This window comes from Spirillospora sp. NPDC000708, assembly GCF_040299565.1.
Lineage (GTDB): Bacteria > Actinomycetota > Actinomycetes > Streptosporangiales > Streptosporangiaceae > Spirillospora.
On sequence record NZ_JBEPCJ010000087.1, the window covers coordinates 16,360 to 30,883 of the forward strand.

Below are 14,524 nucleotides of genomic sequence, written 5' to 3' on the forward strand. Positions count from 1 at the left end.
CGAACGATAGTTCACACCGCCGGAGCGGGGAGTGGCGCGACCTCTCGCTCGAAGAAATCGAGCAGCGGTTCGCCCTTGTCGTGCAGGTCGGCTATCTCGGCGGCCGCTGTGCGAATAATGTGGGGCTTGGTGATGCGCCGAGCTCCGCAGGGCGTCCAATCCGGCAGGTATCGGACTTCGTAGAGGACCCGCCTGCCGATGACGACGACCTCGGGAAGTTGGCCCCGGGTCTCGAGGGACGAGAGTTCACCGGCCTGGAGCACGCTCACCTCGAAGCCTTCTTCGGCGAGCATCCGGAGGGCGTACAGCTCCCATTGCAGGTACGGACGCACCGGGTATTCGACCACGCGAACGCGCCGGATGCTCAACCCCTGACGCCGGTTGTGGCGTGCTTCGGCGCGGATGGCCTCCCGATCCTTCTCCAGAAGGCGCAGGGAATGCTCCCAGTCCCCGGCGGCGAACGCCTGCCAGCTCGGATCGTTCAACTCGCGGAAGAACTGGGAACGCTCCAGCTTCCAGACCACGCCGGTCAGGTCTTCGGTCTGGCGTGCGAAGTCCCGGTGGTAGGCGGCATGGTCGAGCACGTCCGCGTCAAGGGCCGCGATCTTGTCAAGCATCTTTGATGTCCGGTTTCGCGGCGGACAGCAGTCGGCCTGAGATGATCACGAGGCGTTCGTCGGAGCCGATGCTCACACCCGGCGGAAGCCGGTCGCTGTACGCACTCGTGGCATCACGGCCGATAACGGCGATATCGCCGTTGTCCAGTTCCCAGATCTCGGGACAGTCCTGTGTGGTGCGGCTGTCGCCCACCTCAGCAGCCGTTTTGCCGAGTCTCCGCTGGAACTCGGCGCCGTGATCGGCTTCCCATGGCCTGGACATGATGCCACTCACTTCCAGTAGCCGGTGCTAGTTGGAATGTTCTCATCCGTGCGCCGATCCGGGCAAGTGTTGCCTTAATCATCCGACTAGTTCCGGGTTGAGAGTATTGGCCGGAAATGGGCGGTCGCAATCCACGGACGAGCGCCGGTCGGAATGGCCATCGGTGCTGGTCGGTCACATGCGCGAGGTCAGGTGTGTGGTCGTCGCCGGTGGTGGCCTGTGGTGTGGTCCGGCGGATGGTGCGTCCCGCCGAGTCCTCTTTCGGACAGCCGTGGCGCTCGCGCTCAAGCCGGCGGCATGAGGGCCCAGATGATCTTGCCTTTGCCGGTGGCGGACGGGCGGACGCCGGTGTCCTCGGCGTAGGCGGCGACGATCGCCAGGCCGCGTCCGCTCACGGCGTCCGCGCCGGCGACGCGGGGGAGCGGAAGCCCGGGTGCCGGATCCCAGCACTCAAGGAGGGGCGCGCCCTCGTGCGCGGTGATGCGGATTCGGATGTGGTGGCCGGGCGCCGCATTGACGGCGTTCGTCGTGATCTCGCTCATGACGAGGATCGAGTCGTCGATCAAGGATCTGCCGTAGCCCCAGTTGGTGAGGGCGTATCGGACGAGTTCGCGAGCGAGAGCGACCGAAGAGCCCACTGCAAGTAGGGTCATCCGGATTTCGCCCGATTTGGGAATTTGAACCGTCGGGACTTGATCGTTCATTGCCGCCGTCCTGTTTTTGGGAATGTCGTCACAGGATCGGCGTCGCCGAGTTAGCGTGCACTGTATCGAGATAAAGCGGATACATGTGAGGGTGTCATGCGCGTCCGGGAAACGATCGATCCGAAGGCGTCCATGTGGGCCTGGCTGGCCTTTGACCTGTGGTTTCAGCGCACGAAGCGCGGACTGTCTCTGGCTCAGGTCGGATTGATCGTCAACGCTGCTCGCGGGACTGTATCCAACTGGGAGGCTGGGCGGCTCAAGCCGAAGGAAGATCACATGAAGCGCCTCGATGAGGCATGGGACACGGGCGGGCATTTCGCGCGGCTGCTCTGGTATGCACAAACAGGGCATAACCCGGATTGGTTCAAGCAGTATGTCCAATACGAGGAGAGTGCCGAGGTGTTCAAGATCTTCAACGGGAAGAACCTGCCGGTGCTCGTTCAGACCGAGGCTTATGCGCAGGCGATCCTGTGGATGGCGGGCAGGATCCGTGAGGCGGAGGTGGAGAGCAAGGCGCGCATGAAGCGGCAGTCCGTCCTTTCCGCGCCGGAACCGCCATACGTATGGATCGTCATCGATCAAGAGGTTCTCGAATGTCCGGTCGGTGGCAAGGAGGTCATGCGCGACCAGATGCGCCGCCTCCTCGACATAGGAGACGATCCGCGGCTGAGTGTTCGTGTCGTCCCCAGGGCCGCCGGGCCCCACCCGGGGCATGACGGCCCGTTCCAGCTCTTGAAGATCGCTGGGAGAGAGATCGCCTACGCCGGCGCGCAGCTCGGCGGGCGCTTGATCGAGGCCGGTGCTGAGACGGCGAGCCTCGGGATAAAGTTCGACCAAATCGGGGCGCTTGCCCTGTCTCGGGACGACTCGCAGGTTCTGATCGAAGAGACGATGAGGGCGTACGAATGATCGAGTGGCGGAAGAGTTCCTACACGGGCAGCGGTAATGACGATGTGTGCGTCGAGGTGGCCGACCTGGGCGGACGTATCGGCGTGCGGGATTCCAAGGATCCGGAGGGGCCTCGGCTCCGGGTCAGTGCTCGGGACTTCGGCGGGTTGGTGGCGCGCATCAAGCTCGGAGAGCTGAACCTCGACGAGCGGGGCGGCCGCTGAGGCGGCGGGCGGTCACTTGCAGGTGAAGCCCTCGGTGGTGCCGTTGCTCAGCGTGCAGTCCGGGGGCCAGGCCGTTCCGGAGCTGTCGTGGAAGGCCAGGTGCCAGTGGTCCTTCTTGTCGGTCAGTAGCGCGTAGCCGTGCACGTCGTGTGAGATCGAGTTCTGGACGGTCTGGCCGTCGACGGTCTTGCCCATCACCTTGGTGTCGTCCGGCGCGGTGTCGAGCGTGGTCCCCGAAGAGCCCACGGTCAGCTGCGGGGGACGCGCGCTCTTGGCGAAGTCGAGCATCTGGTACAGGTGCAGGTGGCCGGAGAGCACCAGGCGGACGTTGGGCGCCAGCGCCTTCTTCACAGAATGGGTGAGGCCGCTCGCGAGCGTCGGGTTCGTCCACGTCACGGCGGTGGACGAGGCCTGCTTGACCGTCCACAGGGGTTTGTGGGTGATCAGGAAGTAGTCGTGCGCCGGGTGGTTGGCGGCCAGGGTGTTCACCTCGTCGAACCATTTCGCGTAGAGGGCCGCCTGGGTCTTGTCTGGCTGGGTCCCATCGTCGGCCGCGGACGAGTCGAACAGGACGAAGTGCAGCGTTCCCGCGTTGATCTGCTGCGGTTCGACCTGGGTCTGGGGCAGCGTGTAGCACTCGTTGTCCTTCTGCGGGGTGGTGGCGAGGTAACGGAACCATTCGGCGCCCCGCCCCACCTTCCCCGGCGTGCAGACCTCGTGGTTGCCCCGCGCGAAGACGAACGGCGCCTCCCCGAGGAGGGGTTCGGCGGGGCGCAGGAAGTCCTTGACGAGGCAGCCCCAGTCGGCCGCCTGCCCCTTGGTGTCGCAGCCCGGGGACGCGTCGTTCGCGGCCTGCGGCTGCTCGCGGTAGACGTAGTCGCCGACATGGACGACGAGGTCCGGCCGGGACTGGGCGGCGGCGTGCGTCGCGAGGGTGTGCAGGGGCCAGGCTTTCAGGCAGTCCTGGTTCGCGGCGGCCCCGGACACCGGGGAGACGACCTCGCAGCCGGCGTCGCCGATCACGGCGACCCGGCGGGGGCGGCCGCTGACGGGCCAGTCCGGCAGGGGGAGCTGGAGGTTGCCGGGGTGGACGGTCGCCGCGCTGGTGGTACTCGGCTCGATCAGCGCGCCGGTCGCCCCGTCGGGGACCTGCAGCGTGCAGAGCGTGGTGGGGAACTGCTGGAGCCCGCCCGGGGTGTAGGGGTCGCTCACCTTCCGCATCGGCGCGGTGCGGATCTGGCCGCCCTGCTTGTACTGCGCGGTGGGGCACTGGCCGGAGGGCTGCTCGGTGGTGGCGAACCGGATCTCGGTCGTGTGCGAAGCGCCGTTGACCAGCTGCGTCCACGCCCACGCCTCGCCGTTCTTGGCGCCCGCCGGAGGCGGCGGCGAGGACGCCGCCCGGACGGGCTGTGACGAGGGGCGCAGCGGCCCGGTGATCGCGGCGGTCAGGACGCCGGCGACCGCCAGGGCCACGAGTGCGAGGCGTGACATCGCTCAGGTCTCCCCCGGTTCATGATTGAGCGGTCCATGGCAGGGACTCGCGGTTGATCATCCGACAAAGCCGCTGATGATCTGCCCTGCCCGGTCCGGTGCATGCCGGGCGCGGTTCCGGGGTTGTTCAAGTGATGATCAGCGGTTCCCCTGGCCGTACCGAAGCAGGGCCGCTGTAGCGTGGCCTCGATCGGCGCTGGGCGAGACGGCGGGAGAGGCATGGCGGTCGTTTACGACACCACGATGACGCCCGGGAAGCTGGAGCTTCTCGCGGGCTGGCTGCCGGAGCAGCCGTGGTACGCGGGGAGCGGGGGCGAGCTGCGGAAGGCCGGCGGGTTCCGGCTCGACGACCCCGCCGGCGAGGTCGGCATCGAGTTCATGGTCGTCGCGGAGGGCGGGCACGCCCACCTCGTGCCGATGTCCTACCGGGGGGCGCCGCTCGACGGCGCCGAGGACGCCCTCATCGGGACGTCCGAGCACGGTGTGCTGGGGCGGCGGTGGATCTACGACGGGGTCCACGACCCGGTGTTGCAGGCGCAGTTGCTCGCGCTGATCGAGGGCCGCGCGGTGCCGCAGGACCAGAGCGTGTCCGATATGCCGAACGAGACGGTCGAGAGCCGCTACAGCGGAGAGCCGTTCCCCGGCGGGCCGGCGGCCGTCGTGAACGGGCCGGACGGGACCGAGCTCCGGTTCCCGGGGAGGCCCGCCGTGCGGGTGCTCCGGGTGCTGCGGCCGGACGCCGATGCGGCGGGCGCGGCCGGGTACGTCGCGGGGGAGTGGACGTCGGAGGACGGCGGGACGGTGCGCGGCCCGCTGCTGATCGTGGGCTGAGCCCGCGTCAGGGCGTCAGGGCGTCCAGATCATCGTCCGCTGGTGGAGGCGCCGCCCGCGGTACCTGAGGCCGGGGACGGGGCGGGCCGGGCCGTGCTCGGTGAAGCCCATGCGCCGGAAGAACGAGAGCGCGCGGGTGTTCTCGCACAGGGTCTGCAGGTGGCAGCCGGGAGAGCCGGTGGACCTGAGGCGGTCGAACCAGGCGGTCATGAGGTTCTCGGCGGCTCCGGTGCCGCGCGCCTCGGGGACGAGGTTGATGTGCAGGTGCGCGGGCCACCGGGGGTCCTCGAAGGCCGCGGCCCTGGGGCGGCGGTGAGCCGCGCCCCACAGCAGGTCCCCGGTGCTGCGCGCGAAGAAGGCCGCGAGGCGGGGGCGCAGCATGAGGCGGTGCGTCCGGATGGCCTCCAGCATGCGCGCCTCCTCGCTGGGGAGGCGGGACGAGTCGCGGCACCCGGTGAGGCAGCCGACGAGCCGTCCCCCGGACTCGGCGACGAAGAGGGACTCCGGCTCCAGGTCCATGTAGGGGGTGAGGTAGATGTCCGCCTCGGACTCCTCATGGCCCCACAGGGACGCGGACGGGGAGTCCTCGCGGGCGCGGGCGAACAGGGCGAGCAGCTCGGGGCGGTCACTCTCCGTGAACGACCGGATCTCCGCCGGCGCGGGGGAGGCGGCCGTGCCATCGGGGGGCCATGCTCTTTCGGTCTGCAGGTAAACCGGGTTCATGTCCACCCCAACGACCGGGACGGACCGGATGACTCCTGGCGATCAACGATTCCGGGCCGTCACGTCCTGCGACGGGCCGCCGGGGCCCGGCCGGCCGGGTGCCCGGGGCGGATAGCGTTGGGGGTCTATGAGCGCCACTCTCGTCGTCAAGGATCTCGCGGCCGGGCACGGGGACCGGGCCCTGTTCGGCGGACTCGATCTCGTCGTCGCGCCCGGCGACGTCGTCGGGCTGGTCGGCGGCAACGGGGCGGGGAAGTCGACGCTGCTGCGGCTGCTTGCCGGGCTCGGGACGCCCGAGGCGGGCACCGTCCGGCTCAGCCCGGCGTCGGCGTCCGTCGGGTACCTGCCGCAGGAGCCGGAGCGGCGGCCGGACGAGACCGTCGCCGGGTTCCTCGCGCGCCGGACCGGGGTGGCGCGGGCGCAGGCCGACCTCGACGCGGCGACCGAGGGCCTCGTGGAGGGCCGCGCGGGCGCCGACGACGCCTACGCGGCGGCCCTGGAGCGCTGGCTCGCCCTCGGCGGCGCCGACCTGGAGGACCGGGCCGGGGAGGTCGCGGCGGACCTCGGCCTCGGGGTGGGGCTCGACCAGGCGATGACGGCGCTGTCGGGCGGGCAGGCCGCCCGCGCGGGGCTGGCGTCGCTGCTGCTCAGCCGGTACGACGTGTTCCTGCTGGACGAGCCGACCAACGACCTCGACCTGGACGGCCTGGACCGGCTGGAGCGCTTCGTCACCGGCCTGCGCGCCGGGACCGTGGTCGTCAGCCATGACCGCGAGTTCCTCGCCCGGACGGTGACGTCCGTCCTGGAACTGGACCTCGCCCAGCGGCAGATCAACCTGTACGGCGGCGGATACGACGCCTACCTGGCCGAACGCGAGGTCGCCCGGCGGCACGCGCGGGCGGAGTACGACGAGTACGCCGGGAAGCTCTCCGCGCTGCAGGAGCGCGGCCGGATGCAGCGGTCCTGGATGGACAAGGGCGTCCGCAACGCGCGCCGCAAGGCCACCGACAACGACAAGATCGGGCGCAAGTTCCGGTCGGAGGCGAGCGAGAAGCAGGCGGCGAAGGCGCGGCAGACCGAGCGGGCCATCGAGCGCCTCGACGTCGTCGACGAGCCCCGCAAGGAGTGGGAGCTGCGGATGGAGATCGCCGCCGCGCCCCGATCCGGGGCGGTGGTGGCGACGCTGCGCGGCGCGGTCGTGCGGCGCGGCGCGTTCACGCTGGGCCCGGTGGACCTGGAGATCGGCTGGGCCGACCGGGTCGCGATCACCGGGGCGAACGGCGCGGGCAAGAGCACGCTGCTGGGCGCGCTGCTCGGCCGGATCGTCCCGGACGAGGGCGACGCGGCGCTCGGCCCCGGCGTGGTCGTCGGCGAGGTCGACCAGGCGCGCGGCCTGTTCCTCGGGGACGAGCCGCTGCTGGACGCGTTCGCCGCCGCGTCCGGGCTGGAGCCGGAGCCCGCCCGGACCCTGCTGGCCAAGTTCGGGCTGCGCGCCGGCCACGTCCTGCGCCCGGCGGGCACGCTGTCGCCCGGCGAGCGGACCCGGGCCGCGCTGGCCCTGCTCCAGGGCAAGGGCGTCAACCTGCTGGTGCTGGACGAGCCGACCAACCACCTGGACCTGCCGGCGATCGAGCAGCTCGAATCCGCGCTGGAGTCCTACCCGGGCACGCTGCTGCTGGTCACGCACGACCGCCGGATGCTCCAGGCCGTCCGCACCACCCGCCGGCTCACCGTCGCGGACGGCCGCGTCGCCGACGACCTCGCCCCCACGGGGCGCTGACGGCGCCGGCCGGTGAGGGCGCGGGTCACAGGGCGTCGACGGCCCCGGGCGCGAGGATGTTGTCGAGGACCATGGCGGCGCAGCCGGTGAGGCCGGCGCTCTCGCCGAGGCGGCTCGGCTCGATCCGCAGGCTGCGCGTCGCGAGGACGGTCGAGCGCTGGTAGACGACCTCGCGCAGGCCCGCGATGAGGGGCTCGTCGGCGCCGACGAGGTCGCCGCCGAGGACGACGACGGCGGGGTTGAGCAGGTTCACGGCGGTGGCGACGACCTCGCCGATGCGGCGGCCCGCCTCGCGCAGCAGCGCGACGGTGGCGGGGTCGCCGGCGCGGGCCATGGCGGCGAGGGCGGGCAGGTCGGCGGCGGACGAGCGGGCCAGCAGGGCGGTGCCGCCCGCGACGGCCTCGACGCATCCGGTGTTGCCGCAGCGGCACGGCGCGTCGCCGGCGGCCGGGACGGGGACGTGGCCGATCTCGCCGGCCGCGCCGAGCGCGCCGCGCTGGATGGCGCCGCCCGCGATGACGCCCGCGCCGATGCCGGTGGACACCTTGACGAACAGCAGGTCCCGGACGCCGGGGTGGGCCTGGTGCTCGCCGAGCGCGGCGGTGTTGACCTCGTTGTCGAGGTGGGCGGGGACCCCGAAGCGCTCCAGGACGGGCGGGCTGACCTCGACGCGGTCCCAGCGTCCGGCGACGTGCTCGACGGCGTCGGGGACGCCGAGGCCCACGCCCCGGATCGACGCCGGGTCGATGCCGGAATCGGCGAGCAGCTCGCTCCACTGGTCGAGGAGGCGCGGCAGCGTCTTGCCCGCGGTGACGTCGGCGGGCGGCGCGTCGGACCGGGCGAGGACGCGGCCCGCGAGGTCGCAGACGGCGAGCTGGCCGCGGGACTGGCCGAGGTTGGCGACGAGCACGGCGCCGCCGGCGGCGTTGAACGCGAGGCGGGCCGGGGGCCGCCCGCCGGTGGACGGGCCGTCGGCGCGCTCGACGACGAGGCCGCGGGCGATCAGCTCGGCGACGCGGGACGCGACGGCGGGCCGGGAGAGGCCGGTGACGCGGCCCAGGTCGGCGCGGGTGGCGACGCCGTCCTCGCGGATGAGGCGCAGGACGTCGCCGGTCGTGCACGGGCGGGACACGGGGCGCGGCATCCGGTCAGTCAAGCACGGCCGTCTTCCGTACGTCCAGTTAGCCGAACTGACGGACTTTTGTTAGTTGAAGTTCATAAGTCGGCTTGTATGCGTGACCTATGTCTCGATAGTTTGGCGATCTACCGATCCCCCTGGTCTGGAGCTCGCGATGGCCTTGCACCCTGCCCTGGAACGTGTCACACAGCGGATCGCCGAGCGGAGCGCCGCCCGGCGCACCGCCTACCTCGACCGCATCGCCGCCGCCCGCACGCAGGGCCCGGCGCGCACCGGCATGGGGTGCGCCAACCTCGCGCACGGGTTCGCGGCCTGCGGCGTCCAGGACAAGCTGTGGCTGCGCGGGAACGTCACGCCGAACATCGCGATCGTGTCGGCGTACAACGACATGCTCTCCGCGCACCAGCCGTTGAAGGACTACCCCGACATCCTGAAGGCCGCGATCCGCCAGGCGGGCGGCACCGCGCAGTTCGCGGGCGGCGTGCCGGCGATGTGCGACGGCATCACGCAGGGCCGGGCGGGCATGGAGCTGTCGCTGTTCAGCCGGGACGTGGTGGCGATGGCGACGGCGGTGGCGCTGTCGCACGACATGTTCGACGGCGCGCTGCTGCTCGGGGTCTGCGACAAGATCGTCCCGGGCCTGGTGATCGGGGCGCTGTCGTTCGGGCACCTGCCGGTGATCCTGGTGCCGGCCGGGCCGATGGCGTCCGGGCTGCCGAACGCGCAGAAGGCGAAGGTCCGCAAGCGGTACGCGGCGGGGGAGATCGGGCGGGACGAGCTGCTCGCCGCGGAGGCCGCGTCCTACCACTCGCCCGGCACCTGCACCTTCTACGGGACGGCCAACTCCAACCAGCTGCTCATGGAGGTCATGGGCCTGCACCTGCCGGGCGCCAGCTTCGTCCCGCCGGGGACCCCGCTGCGCGACGGGCTGACCGAGGCGGCCGGGCGCCGGGTGCTGAAGCTGACCGACCTCGCGGACGAGTACACCCCGATCGGCGAGCTGCTGGACGAGCGGGCGTTCGCCAACGCGATCGTCGCGCTGCTCGCGACCGGCGGCTCCACCAACCACACGCTGCACCTGGTCGCCATGGCCGCCGCCGCGGGCATCGAGCTGACCTGGGACGACTTCGACGAGCTGTCGAAGGTGACGCCGCTGCTCACCCGGCTCTACCCGAACGGGACCGCCGACGTGAACCACTTCCACGCGGCCGGCGGCACGGCGTTCCTCATCGGCGAGCTGATCGACGCCGGGCTGCTGCACGAGGACGCGCGGACGGTCGGCGGCGCCACCCTCGCCGCGTACCGCAGGACGCCGCACCTGGAAGGCGGCAAGGTGGTGTGGCGGGACGCGCCCGCCGAGTCCGGCGACCCGGACGTCCTGCGCCCCGCCGACGAGCCGTTCGACACCCACGGCGGCCTGCACACCGTGTCCGGGAACCTGGGCCGCGCCGTGATCAAGGTGTCGGCGGTGCGGCCGGAGCACCGCACGGTCGAGGCGCCCGCCCGGGTGTTCGAGTCGCAGGAGGCGCTGCAGGAGGCGTTCGCCGCCGGCGAGCTGGACCGGGACGTCGTCGCGGTCGTCCGGCACCAGGGCCCGCGCGCCAACGGCATGCCGGAGCTGCACCGCCTCACCCCGCCGCTGTCGGTGCTCCAGGACCGCGGGTTCCGGGTCGCGCTGGTCACGGACGGACGCATGTCGGGCGCCTCGGGGGCGGTGCCCGCCGCGATCCACGTGTCGCCGGAGGCGGCGGCAGGCGGCCCGCTCGCCCGCGTCCGCGACGGCGACGTCGTCCGGCTGGACGCCGACAAGGGGCTGCTGGAGGTCCTCGTCCCGGACGAGGAGTTCGACGCCCGCATCCCCGGCGGCGCGGCGCCGTCCGCCGAGGAGTGGACGGGTACCGGCCGGGAGCTGTTCGACGTGTTCCGCCGGTCCGTCGGCGCGGCCGAGCTGGGCGCGGGGGTGTTCGCGTGAGTAATGGAGCGGAGACGGTGTGGCTGGTCGCCGACGTCGGCGGGACGAACGCCCGCTTCGCCCTCGTCGACGGCCCGGACGGCGCCCCGGAGCGGGTGGAGTCGCTGCCGACCCGCGACCACGCGGGGCTGGCCGAGGCCGCGGCCGCCTATCTCGACCGGTACGCCCCGGACGTCCGCCCGGCGGCCGCGTGCCTGGCGGTGGCGGGCCCCGTCACCGGCGGGACCTACCACCTGACCAACGCGGGCTGGCCGAAGGGCACCGCGGAGGGGGTGCGCGAGCACCTCGGCGTCCCGCACCTGGAGATCCTCAACGACTTCGAGGCGCTCGCCCTCGCGCTGCCCCGCCTGGGGCCGGACGACCTGGTCCCGATCGGCCCCGCCGCCGACGGCGCCGCCGGGCCCGCGCCGCTCGCGGTGCTCGGCCCGGGGACCGGGCTCGGCGTCGCCGGTCTCGTCCCGACGCCCGCCGGGTGGGTGCCGCTGCCCGGCGAGGGCGGCCAGGTGGACGTCCCCGCCGCCACCGACCGGGAGCTGGCGGTCGCGCGGCTGCTGCGCGCCGAGCACGGCACGGCCCGCGCCGAGTCCCTGCTGTCCGGGACGGGCCTGGCGCGCATCCACCGCTACCTGGCGATACTCGACGGTGTGAAGGTCGAGCCGCTGGACCCGGCGCGGATCTGCGCGCACGACGGCGACCCCCTGTGCGCGGAGGCCGTCGCGATGTTCTGCGCGCTCCTCGGCTCGCTCGCCGGGAACGTCGCGCTGACCCTCGGCGCCCGCGGCGGCGTCCACCTCGGCGGCGGCATCCTGCCGCGCATCGCCGACGAGCTGCGCCGCAGCGACTTCCGCGCCCGCTTCGAGGCGAAGCCGCCCGTCGAGGACTACCTGCGCCCCATCCCGACCTTGCTGATCGTCCACCCCGGCCCGGCCCTCGTCGGCGCCGCCGTCCGGCTGGCGCAGACCCCGGCCGCCATGGAGACCCTGGAGCACGTGTGAACACCGAAGAGCTGTTCGGGCTGGCGCCCGTCGTCCCGGTCGTCGTCCTGGACGACGCCGACCACGCGGTCCCGCTGGCCCGCGCCCTGGTCGAGGGCGGCCTCCCCGCGATCGAGGTGACGCTGCGCACGCCCGCCGCCGCCGAGTCGATCGAGCGGATCGCCGCCGAGGTGCCGGACGCCGTCGTCGGCGCGGGCACGGTCGTCACCGCGCGGGACGCCGAGCGGTCACTGAAGGCGGGGGCGCGGTTCCTCGTCAGCCCCGGCTGCACGCCCCGGCTGCGCGCCGCGATGGCGGACACCGGCCTGCCGTTCCTGCCGGGCGTGTCCAGCGCGTCCGAGGCGATGGCGCTGCTGGAGGAGGGCGTCACCGCGATGAAGTTCTTCCCCGCCGAGCCGGCGGGCGGCGTCCCCTACCTGAAGGCGCTCGGCGGGCCGCTGCCGCAGATCACGTTCTGCCCGACGGGCGGGATCCGGCCCGGCAACGCCGCCGAGTACCTCGCGCTGCCGAACGTCGGCTGCGTCGGCGGCACCTGGCTGACCCCGTCCGACGCCGTCCGCGCGGGGGACTGGGACCGGATCCGCGGTCTCGCCGCCGAGGCCGCGGAGCTCCGCCCGGCCTGATGTCACGTCCGCGGGTCTCCCTCACGTCTCCTGGGCAGGAGCGAGAACAAGGGAGGCCCGCAATGGACACCACGAACATCCGCGAGACGCTCGACGGGCTGGCGCGCCAGCGCACCGTCCTGCTGACCACCTACCGCAAGGACGGCACGCCGGTCGGGACGCCGGTGAACATCGTCGTCCGCGGCGACCACGCCTACTTCCGCACCTACGACAAGGCGTACAAGGCCAAGCGGATGGCCCGCAACCCCGAGGTCGAGGTGGCGCCGAGCACCTACCGCGGCAAGGTCACCGGCCCCGCTGTGCACGGCCGCGTCCGGCTGCTCAGCGAGGAGGAGGCGAAGCCCATCCGCCGGATGCTGGCGCGCAAGCACCGCTTCCAGCAGGGCTTCGCCGTCCCGCTCGTCCATCGGATGAAGCACTACAAGACGCTGCACTACGAGCTGACGCTCGATGCCTGACCACCGTCCCGGTGCGGGCACGGCCCGGCGCCCAGCCGGGCCCCGCCCGCCGCCGGGACGAGGTCCATCCGCAGCCGCCCGCAGGAGCAGCGGCTCCACACGACGACGCCGTCACTGGTGAGATGCCGGGAAAGGATCCTGCCTCGCTGTGTCATGAGGGCAGTCTGCACAGACTCGAACGTTGCCGTCCATTTCACATTTCCGCGATCATATGTGCAAAATGATTGCATGATCGACCTGCGGCGGCTGCACATGCTCCGGCTCGTCCACCAGTACGGGACGGTCACCGCGGCGGCGGACGCGCTGCACCTCACCCCGTCCGCCGTCTCCCACCACCTGCGCGAACTGGCGCGCGAGCTCAAGGTCCCGCTGCTGGAACCGCAGGGCCGCCGCGTGCGGCTCACCCCGGCCGCGCACCTGCTCATCGAGCACGCCGACGCCATGCTCGCCCGCTGGGAGGAGGCGCTCGCCGACCTGGAGTCGCACCGCGCGGGCGCCGCCGGGCCGCTGCGCATGTGCGGGTTCACCACGGCGGTCGGCGGCCTGGTCGCGCCGGCGGCCGGCGCGCTGCTGCGCGCCGACCCGGCGCTGACGATCGAGATCCGCGAGTGCGACACCGACGTGGCCATGGGCCTGCTCGCGGCGGGCGAGACCGACGTCGCGGTCATCGAGCCCACCGCGGACGCGCCGCCGCCCGGCGATCCGCGCTTCGACCGCGAACCGCTGATGGCGGAGGCGCTCGACCTGATCGTCCCGGCCGGGCACCCGCTCGCGGGCCGCCGCGGCGTCCGGCTGGAGGACGCGGCGGCCGAGGCGTGGATCAGCGTGCAGCCCGAGGGCTGCGCCCACCACCAGCAGGTCATGGCCTACTGCGCGGCCGCCGGCTTCACGCCCCGGATCGCGCACAACGCCACCACCTGGTCGGTGATCTGGGCGCTGGTCGGCAACGGGCTCGGGGTGTCGCTGGTCCCGCGGCTGGCGGACGGGCCCGCCGACCAGCCGGTCGTGCGCGTCCCGCTGTCCGGCGACGCCGTCCCGATGCGGCAGGTGCTGACCTGCGTCCGGCGGGGCAGCCGCGCGAACCCGCTGATCGCCCGCGCGCTCGGGGCGCTCCGCGAGGCCGTCCCGTCCCGCTGCGCGCTCCCGCCGGAACGCCCCGCCGCCTAGCGCCGGAACGCCCCGCCGCCTAGCGCCGGAACGCCCCGCCGCCTAGCGCCGGAATGGCGCCGGCCCGGCTGCGGGGACCGCACCCAGGCCGGCCTGCCCGCCCGCCGGAGCGGGCGGTCCGTCCCCGGCTCAGGCGCCGGGGTTGAGGCGGCGGCGCGACCGGCGGGCGCCGACCAGCAGCATCACCGCGCGCACCAGCCAGATCACCAGCGCGACGTGCAGCACGGCCAGCGCCGCCGTGCCGACGCCCACCGTGAACGCGACCGCGAAGAACACGGCGATCATCAGCGGGAACGCCGGGAAGCGCGGGCCGTGCCGGTAGTGCGCCATATGCCGGTGGGCGTGCGCCATGTGCCGGTGGTGGCGGTTCAGGGGCCGCCCCGGGCCGCCGAACGCGAGCGCGGGGCCGAGGTCCCACGGGACCGCGCCGAAGGCCGCCGCGGGCCGTTCCGGTTCGGGCAGGCCGTTCGGCGCGGGCAGGTCGCGGACGAGCGCGCGCAGGTCGCCGTGCGTCTTGGCGGCCAGCACGGCGTCCAGCCGCTCGTCGAGTTCACCGCGGTCGAGCCGCCCCGCCGCGAAGTGGTCGTGCAGGGCGACCATCACGGCGTCCCGCTCGGCGTCGCCGATGCGGATGTCGTCCGGGCGCGTCAC

The 14,524-nt window shown here is 72.8% G+C and carries 17 protein-coding genes; 9 read left to right on the forward strand and 8 right to left on the reverse strand.

What is annotated here, in order from left to right; genetic code table 11:
• Window positions 1-11: 11 nt before the first annotated feature.
• From ABT299_RS41060 to ABT299_RS41070, 3 genes are all read right to left on the reverse strand, one after another.
• On the reverse strand, window positions 12-617 hold the full coding sequence (locus ABT299_RS41060; protein ID WP_500254059.1) for a DUF6879 family protein: 606 nt from the start codon (window positions 615-617) through the stop codon (window positions 12-14).
• Window positions 610-879 carry a hypothetical protein gene (locus ABT299_RS41065; protein WP_433151031.1) on the reverse strand — a complete coding sequence of 90 codons (270 nt, stop codon included), beginning with the start codon at window positions 877-879 and terminating at the stop codon, window positions 610-612. Before ABT299_RS41065 ends, ABT299_RS41060 begins: the two co-directional genes overlap by 8 nt.
• 284 nt (window positions 880-1,163) lie before the next feature.
• Window positions 1,164-1,583: an ATP-binding protein gene (locus ABT299_RS41070; RefSeq protein WP_500254060.1), complete on the reverse strand. Its 420-nt coding sequence runs from the start codon at window positions 1,581-1,583 to the stop codon at window positions 1,164-1,166.
• Between the two features lie 96 nt (window positions 1,584-1,679).
• Here ABT299_RS41070 and ABT299_RS41075 point away from each other — a divergent pair, with 96 nt between their 5' ends.
• Together ABT299_RS41075 and ABT299_RS41080 are read left to right on the forward strand one after the other, a co-directional pair.
• Entirely contained in the window at window positions 1,680-2,492 is an 813-nt protein-coding gene (locus ABT299_RS41075; protein ID WP_500254061.1) for a helix-turn-helix domain-containing protein, read from the forward strand.
• A complete protein-coding gene (locus ABT299_RS41080; RefSeq protein WP_387028722.1) occupies window positions 2,489-2,695 on the forward strand; it encodes a DUF397 domain-containing protein in 207 nt (68 codons plus the stop codon). Before ABT299_RS41075 ends, ABT299_RS41080 begins: the two co-directional genes overlap by 4 nt.
• 12 nt (window positions 2,696-2,707) lie before the next feature.
• On the opposite strand, the gene ABT299_RS41085 is transcribed toward ABT299_RS41080, so the two are convergent.
• On the reverse strand, window positions 2,708-4,186 hold the full coding sequence (locus tag ABT299_RS41085; RefSeq protein ID WP_500254062.1) for a metallophosphoesterase family protein: 1,479 nt from the start codon (window positions 4,184-4,186) through the stop codon (window positions 2,708-2,710).
• 219 nt (window positions 4,187-4,405) lie between these two features.
• Between ABT299_RS41085 and ABT299_RS41090 the strand changes: the two genes are divergently transcribed.
• Entirely contained in the window at window positions 4,406-5,017 is a 612-nt protein-coding gene (locus tag ABT299_RS41090) for a maltokinase N-terminal cap-like domain-containing protein (protein ID WP_500254063.1), read from the forward strand.
• Between the two features lie 15 nt (window positions 5,018-5,032).
• Here the strand turns inward: ABT299_RS41090 and ABT299_RS41095 are convergent, their stop codons facing one another.
• Window positions 5,033-5,740 carry a GNAT family N-acetyltransferase gene (locus tag ABT299_RS41095; protein ID WP_387028730.1) on the reverse strand — a complete coding sequence of 236 codons (708 nt, stop codon included), beginning with the start codon at window positions 5,738-5,740 and terminating at the stop codon, window positions 5,033-5,035.
• A gap of 127 nt (window positions 5,741-5,867) precedes the next feature.
• Here ABT299_RS41095 and ABT299_RS41100 point away from each other — a divergent pair, with 127 nt between their 5' ends.
• Complete coding sequence (locus tag ABT299_RS41100) at window positions 5,868-7,520, forward strand: ABC-F family ATP-binding cassette domain-containing protein (protein ID WP_500254064.1); 1,653 nt, start codon at window positions 5,868-5,870, stop codon at window positions 7,518-7,520.
• A 25-nt stretch (window positions 7,521-7,545) separates the two neighbouring features.
• Here the strand turns inward: ABT299_RS41100 and ABT299_RS41105 are convergent, their stop codons facing one another.
• Entirely contained in the window at window positions 7,546-8,664 is a 1,119-nt protein-coding gene (locus tag ABT299_RS41105) for an ROK family protein (RefSeq protein WP_500254065.1), read from the reverse strand.
• A gap of 148 nt (window positions 8,665-8,812) precedes the next feature.
• Here ABT299_RS41105 and edd point away from each other — a divergent pair, with 148 nt between their 5' ends.
• The 4 genes from edd (at window position 8,813) to ABT299_RS41125 (ending at window position 12,706) form a co-directional block, all read left to right on the forward strand.
• Window positions 8,813-10,630 carry a phosphogluconate dehydratase gene (gene edd / locus ABT299_RS41110; RefSeq protein WP_190857533.1) on the forward strand — a complete coding sequence of 606 codons (1,818 nt, stop codon included), beginning with the start codon at window positions 8,813-8,815 and terminating at the stop codon, window positions 10,628-10,630.
• Entirely contained in the window at window positions 10,627-11,625 is a 999-nt protein-coding gene (gene glk / locus ABT299_RS41115; RefSeq protein ID WP_500254066.1) for a glucokinase, read from the forward strand. The genes edd and glk overlap by 4 nt, the downstream gene beginning before the upstream one ends.
• Window positions 11,622-12,248, forward strand: coding sequence for a bifunctional 4-hydroxy-2-oxoglutarate aldolase/2-dehydro-3-deoxy-phosphogluconate aldolase (gene eda / locus ABT299_RS41120; RefSeq protein ID WP_190857528.1), 627 nt, complete (start codon window positions 11,622-11,624; stop codon window positions 12,246-12,248). The genes glk and eda overlap by 4 nt, the downstream gene beginning before the upstream one ends.
• A gap of 62 nt (window positions 12,249-12,310) precedes the next feature.
• Entirely contained in the window at window positions 12,311-12,706 is a 396-nt protein-coding gene (locus ABT299_RS41125; RefSeq protein WP_500254067.1) for a PPOX class F420-dependent oxidoreductase, read from the forward strand.
• On the opposite strand, the gene ABT299_RS41130 is transcribed toward ABT299_RS41125, so the two are convergent.
• A complete protein-coding gene (locus ABT299_RS41130) occupies window positions 12,682-12,861 on the reverse strand; it encodes a hypothetical protein (RefSeq protein WP_190857596.1) in 180 nt (59 codons plus the stop codon). The genes ABT299_RS41125 and ABT299_RS41130 overlap by 25 nt on opposite strands.
• A gap of 73 nt (window positions 12,862-12,934) precedes the next feature.
• Here ABT299_RS41130 and ABT299_RS41135 point away from each other — a divergent pair, with 73 nt between their 5' ends.
• Window positions 12,935-13,873 carry a LysR family transcriptional regulator gene (locus ABT299_RS41135; RefSeq protein ID WP_206700002.1) on the forward strand — a complete coding sequence of 313 codons (939 nt, stop codon included), beginning with the start codon at window positions 12,935-12,937 and terminating at the stop codon, window positions 13,871-13,873.
• Between the two features lie 129 nt (window positions 13,874-14,002).
• Here the strand turns inward: ABT299_RS41135 and ABT299_RS41140 are convergent, their stop codons facing one another.
• Window positions 14,003-14,524, reverse strand: coding sequence for a DUF1707 SHOCT-like domain-containing protein (locus tag ABT299_RS41140; RefSeq protein ID WP_387028739.1), 522 nt, complete (start codon window positions 14,522-14,524; stop codon window positions 14,003-14,005).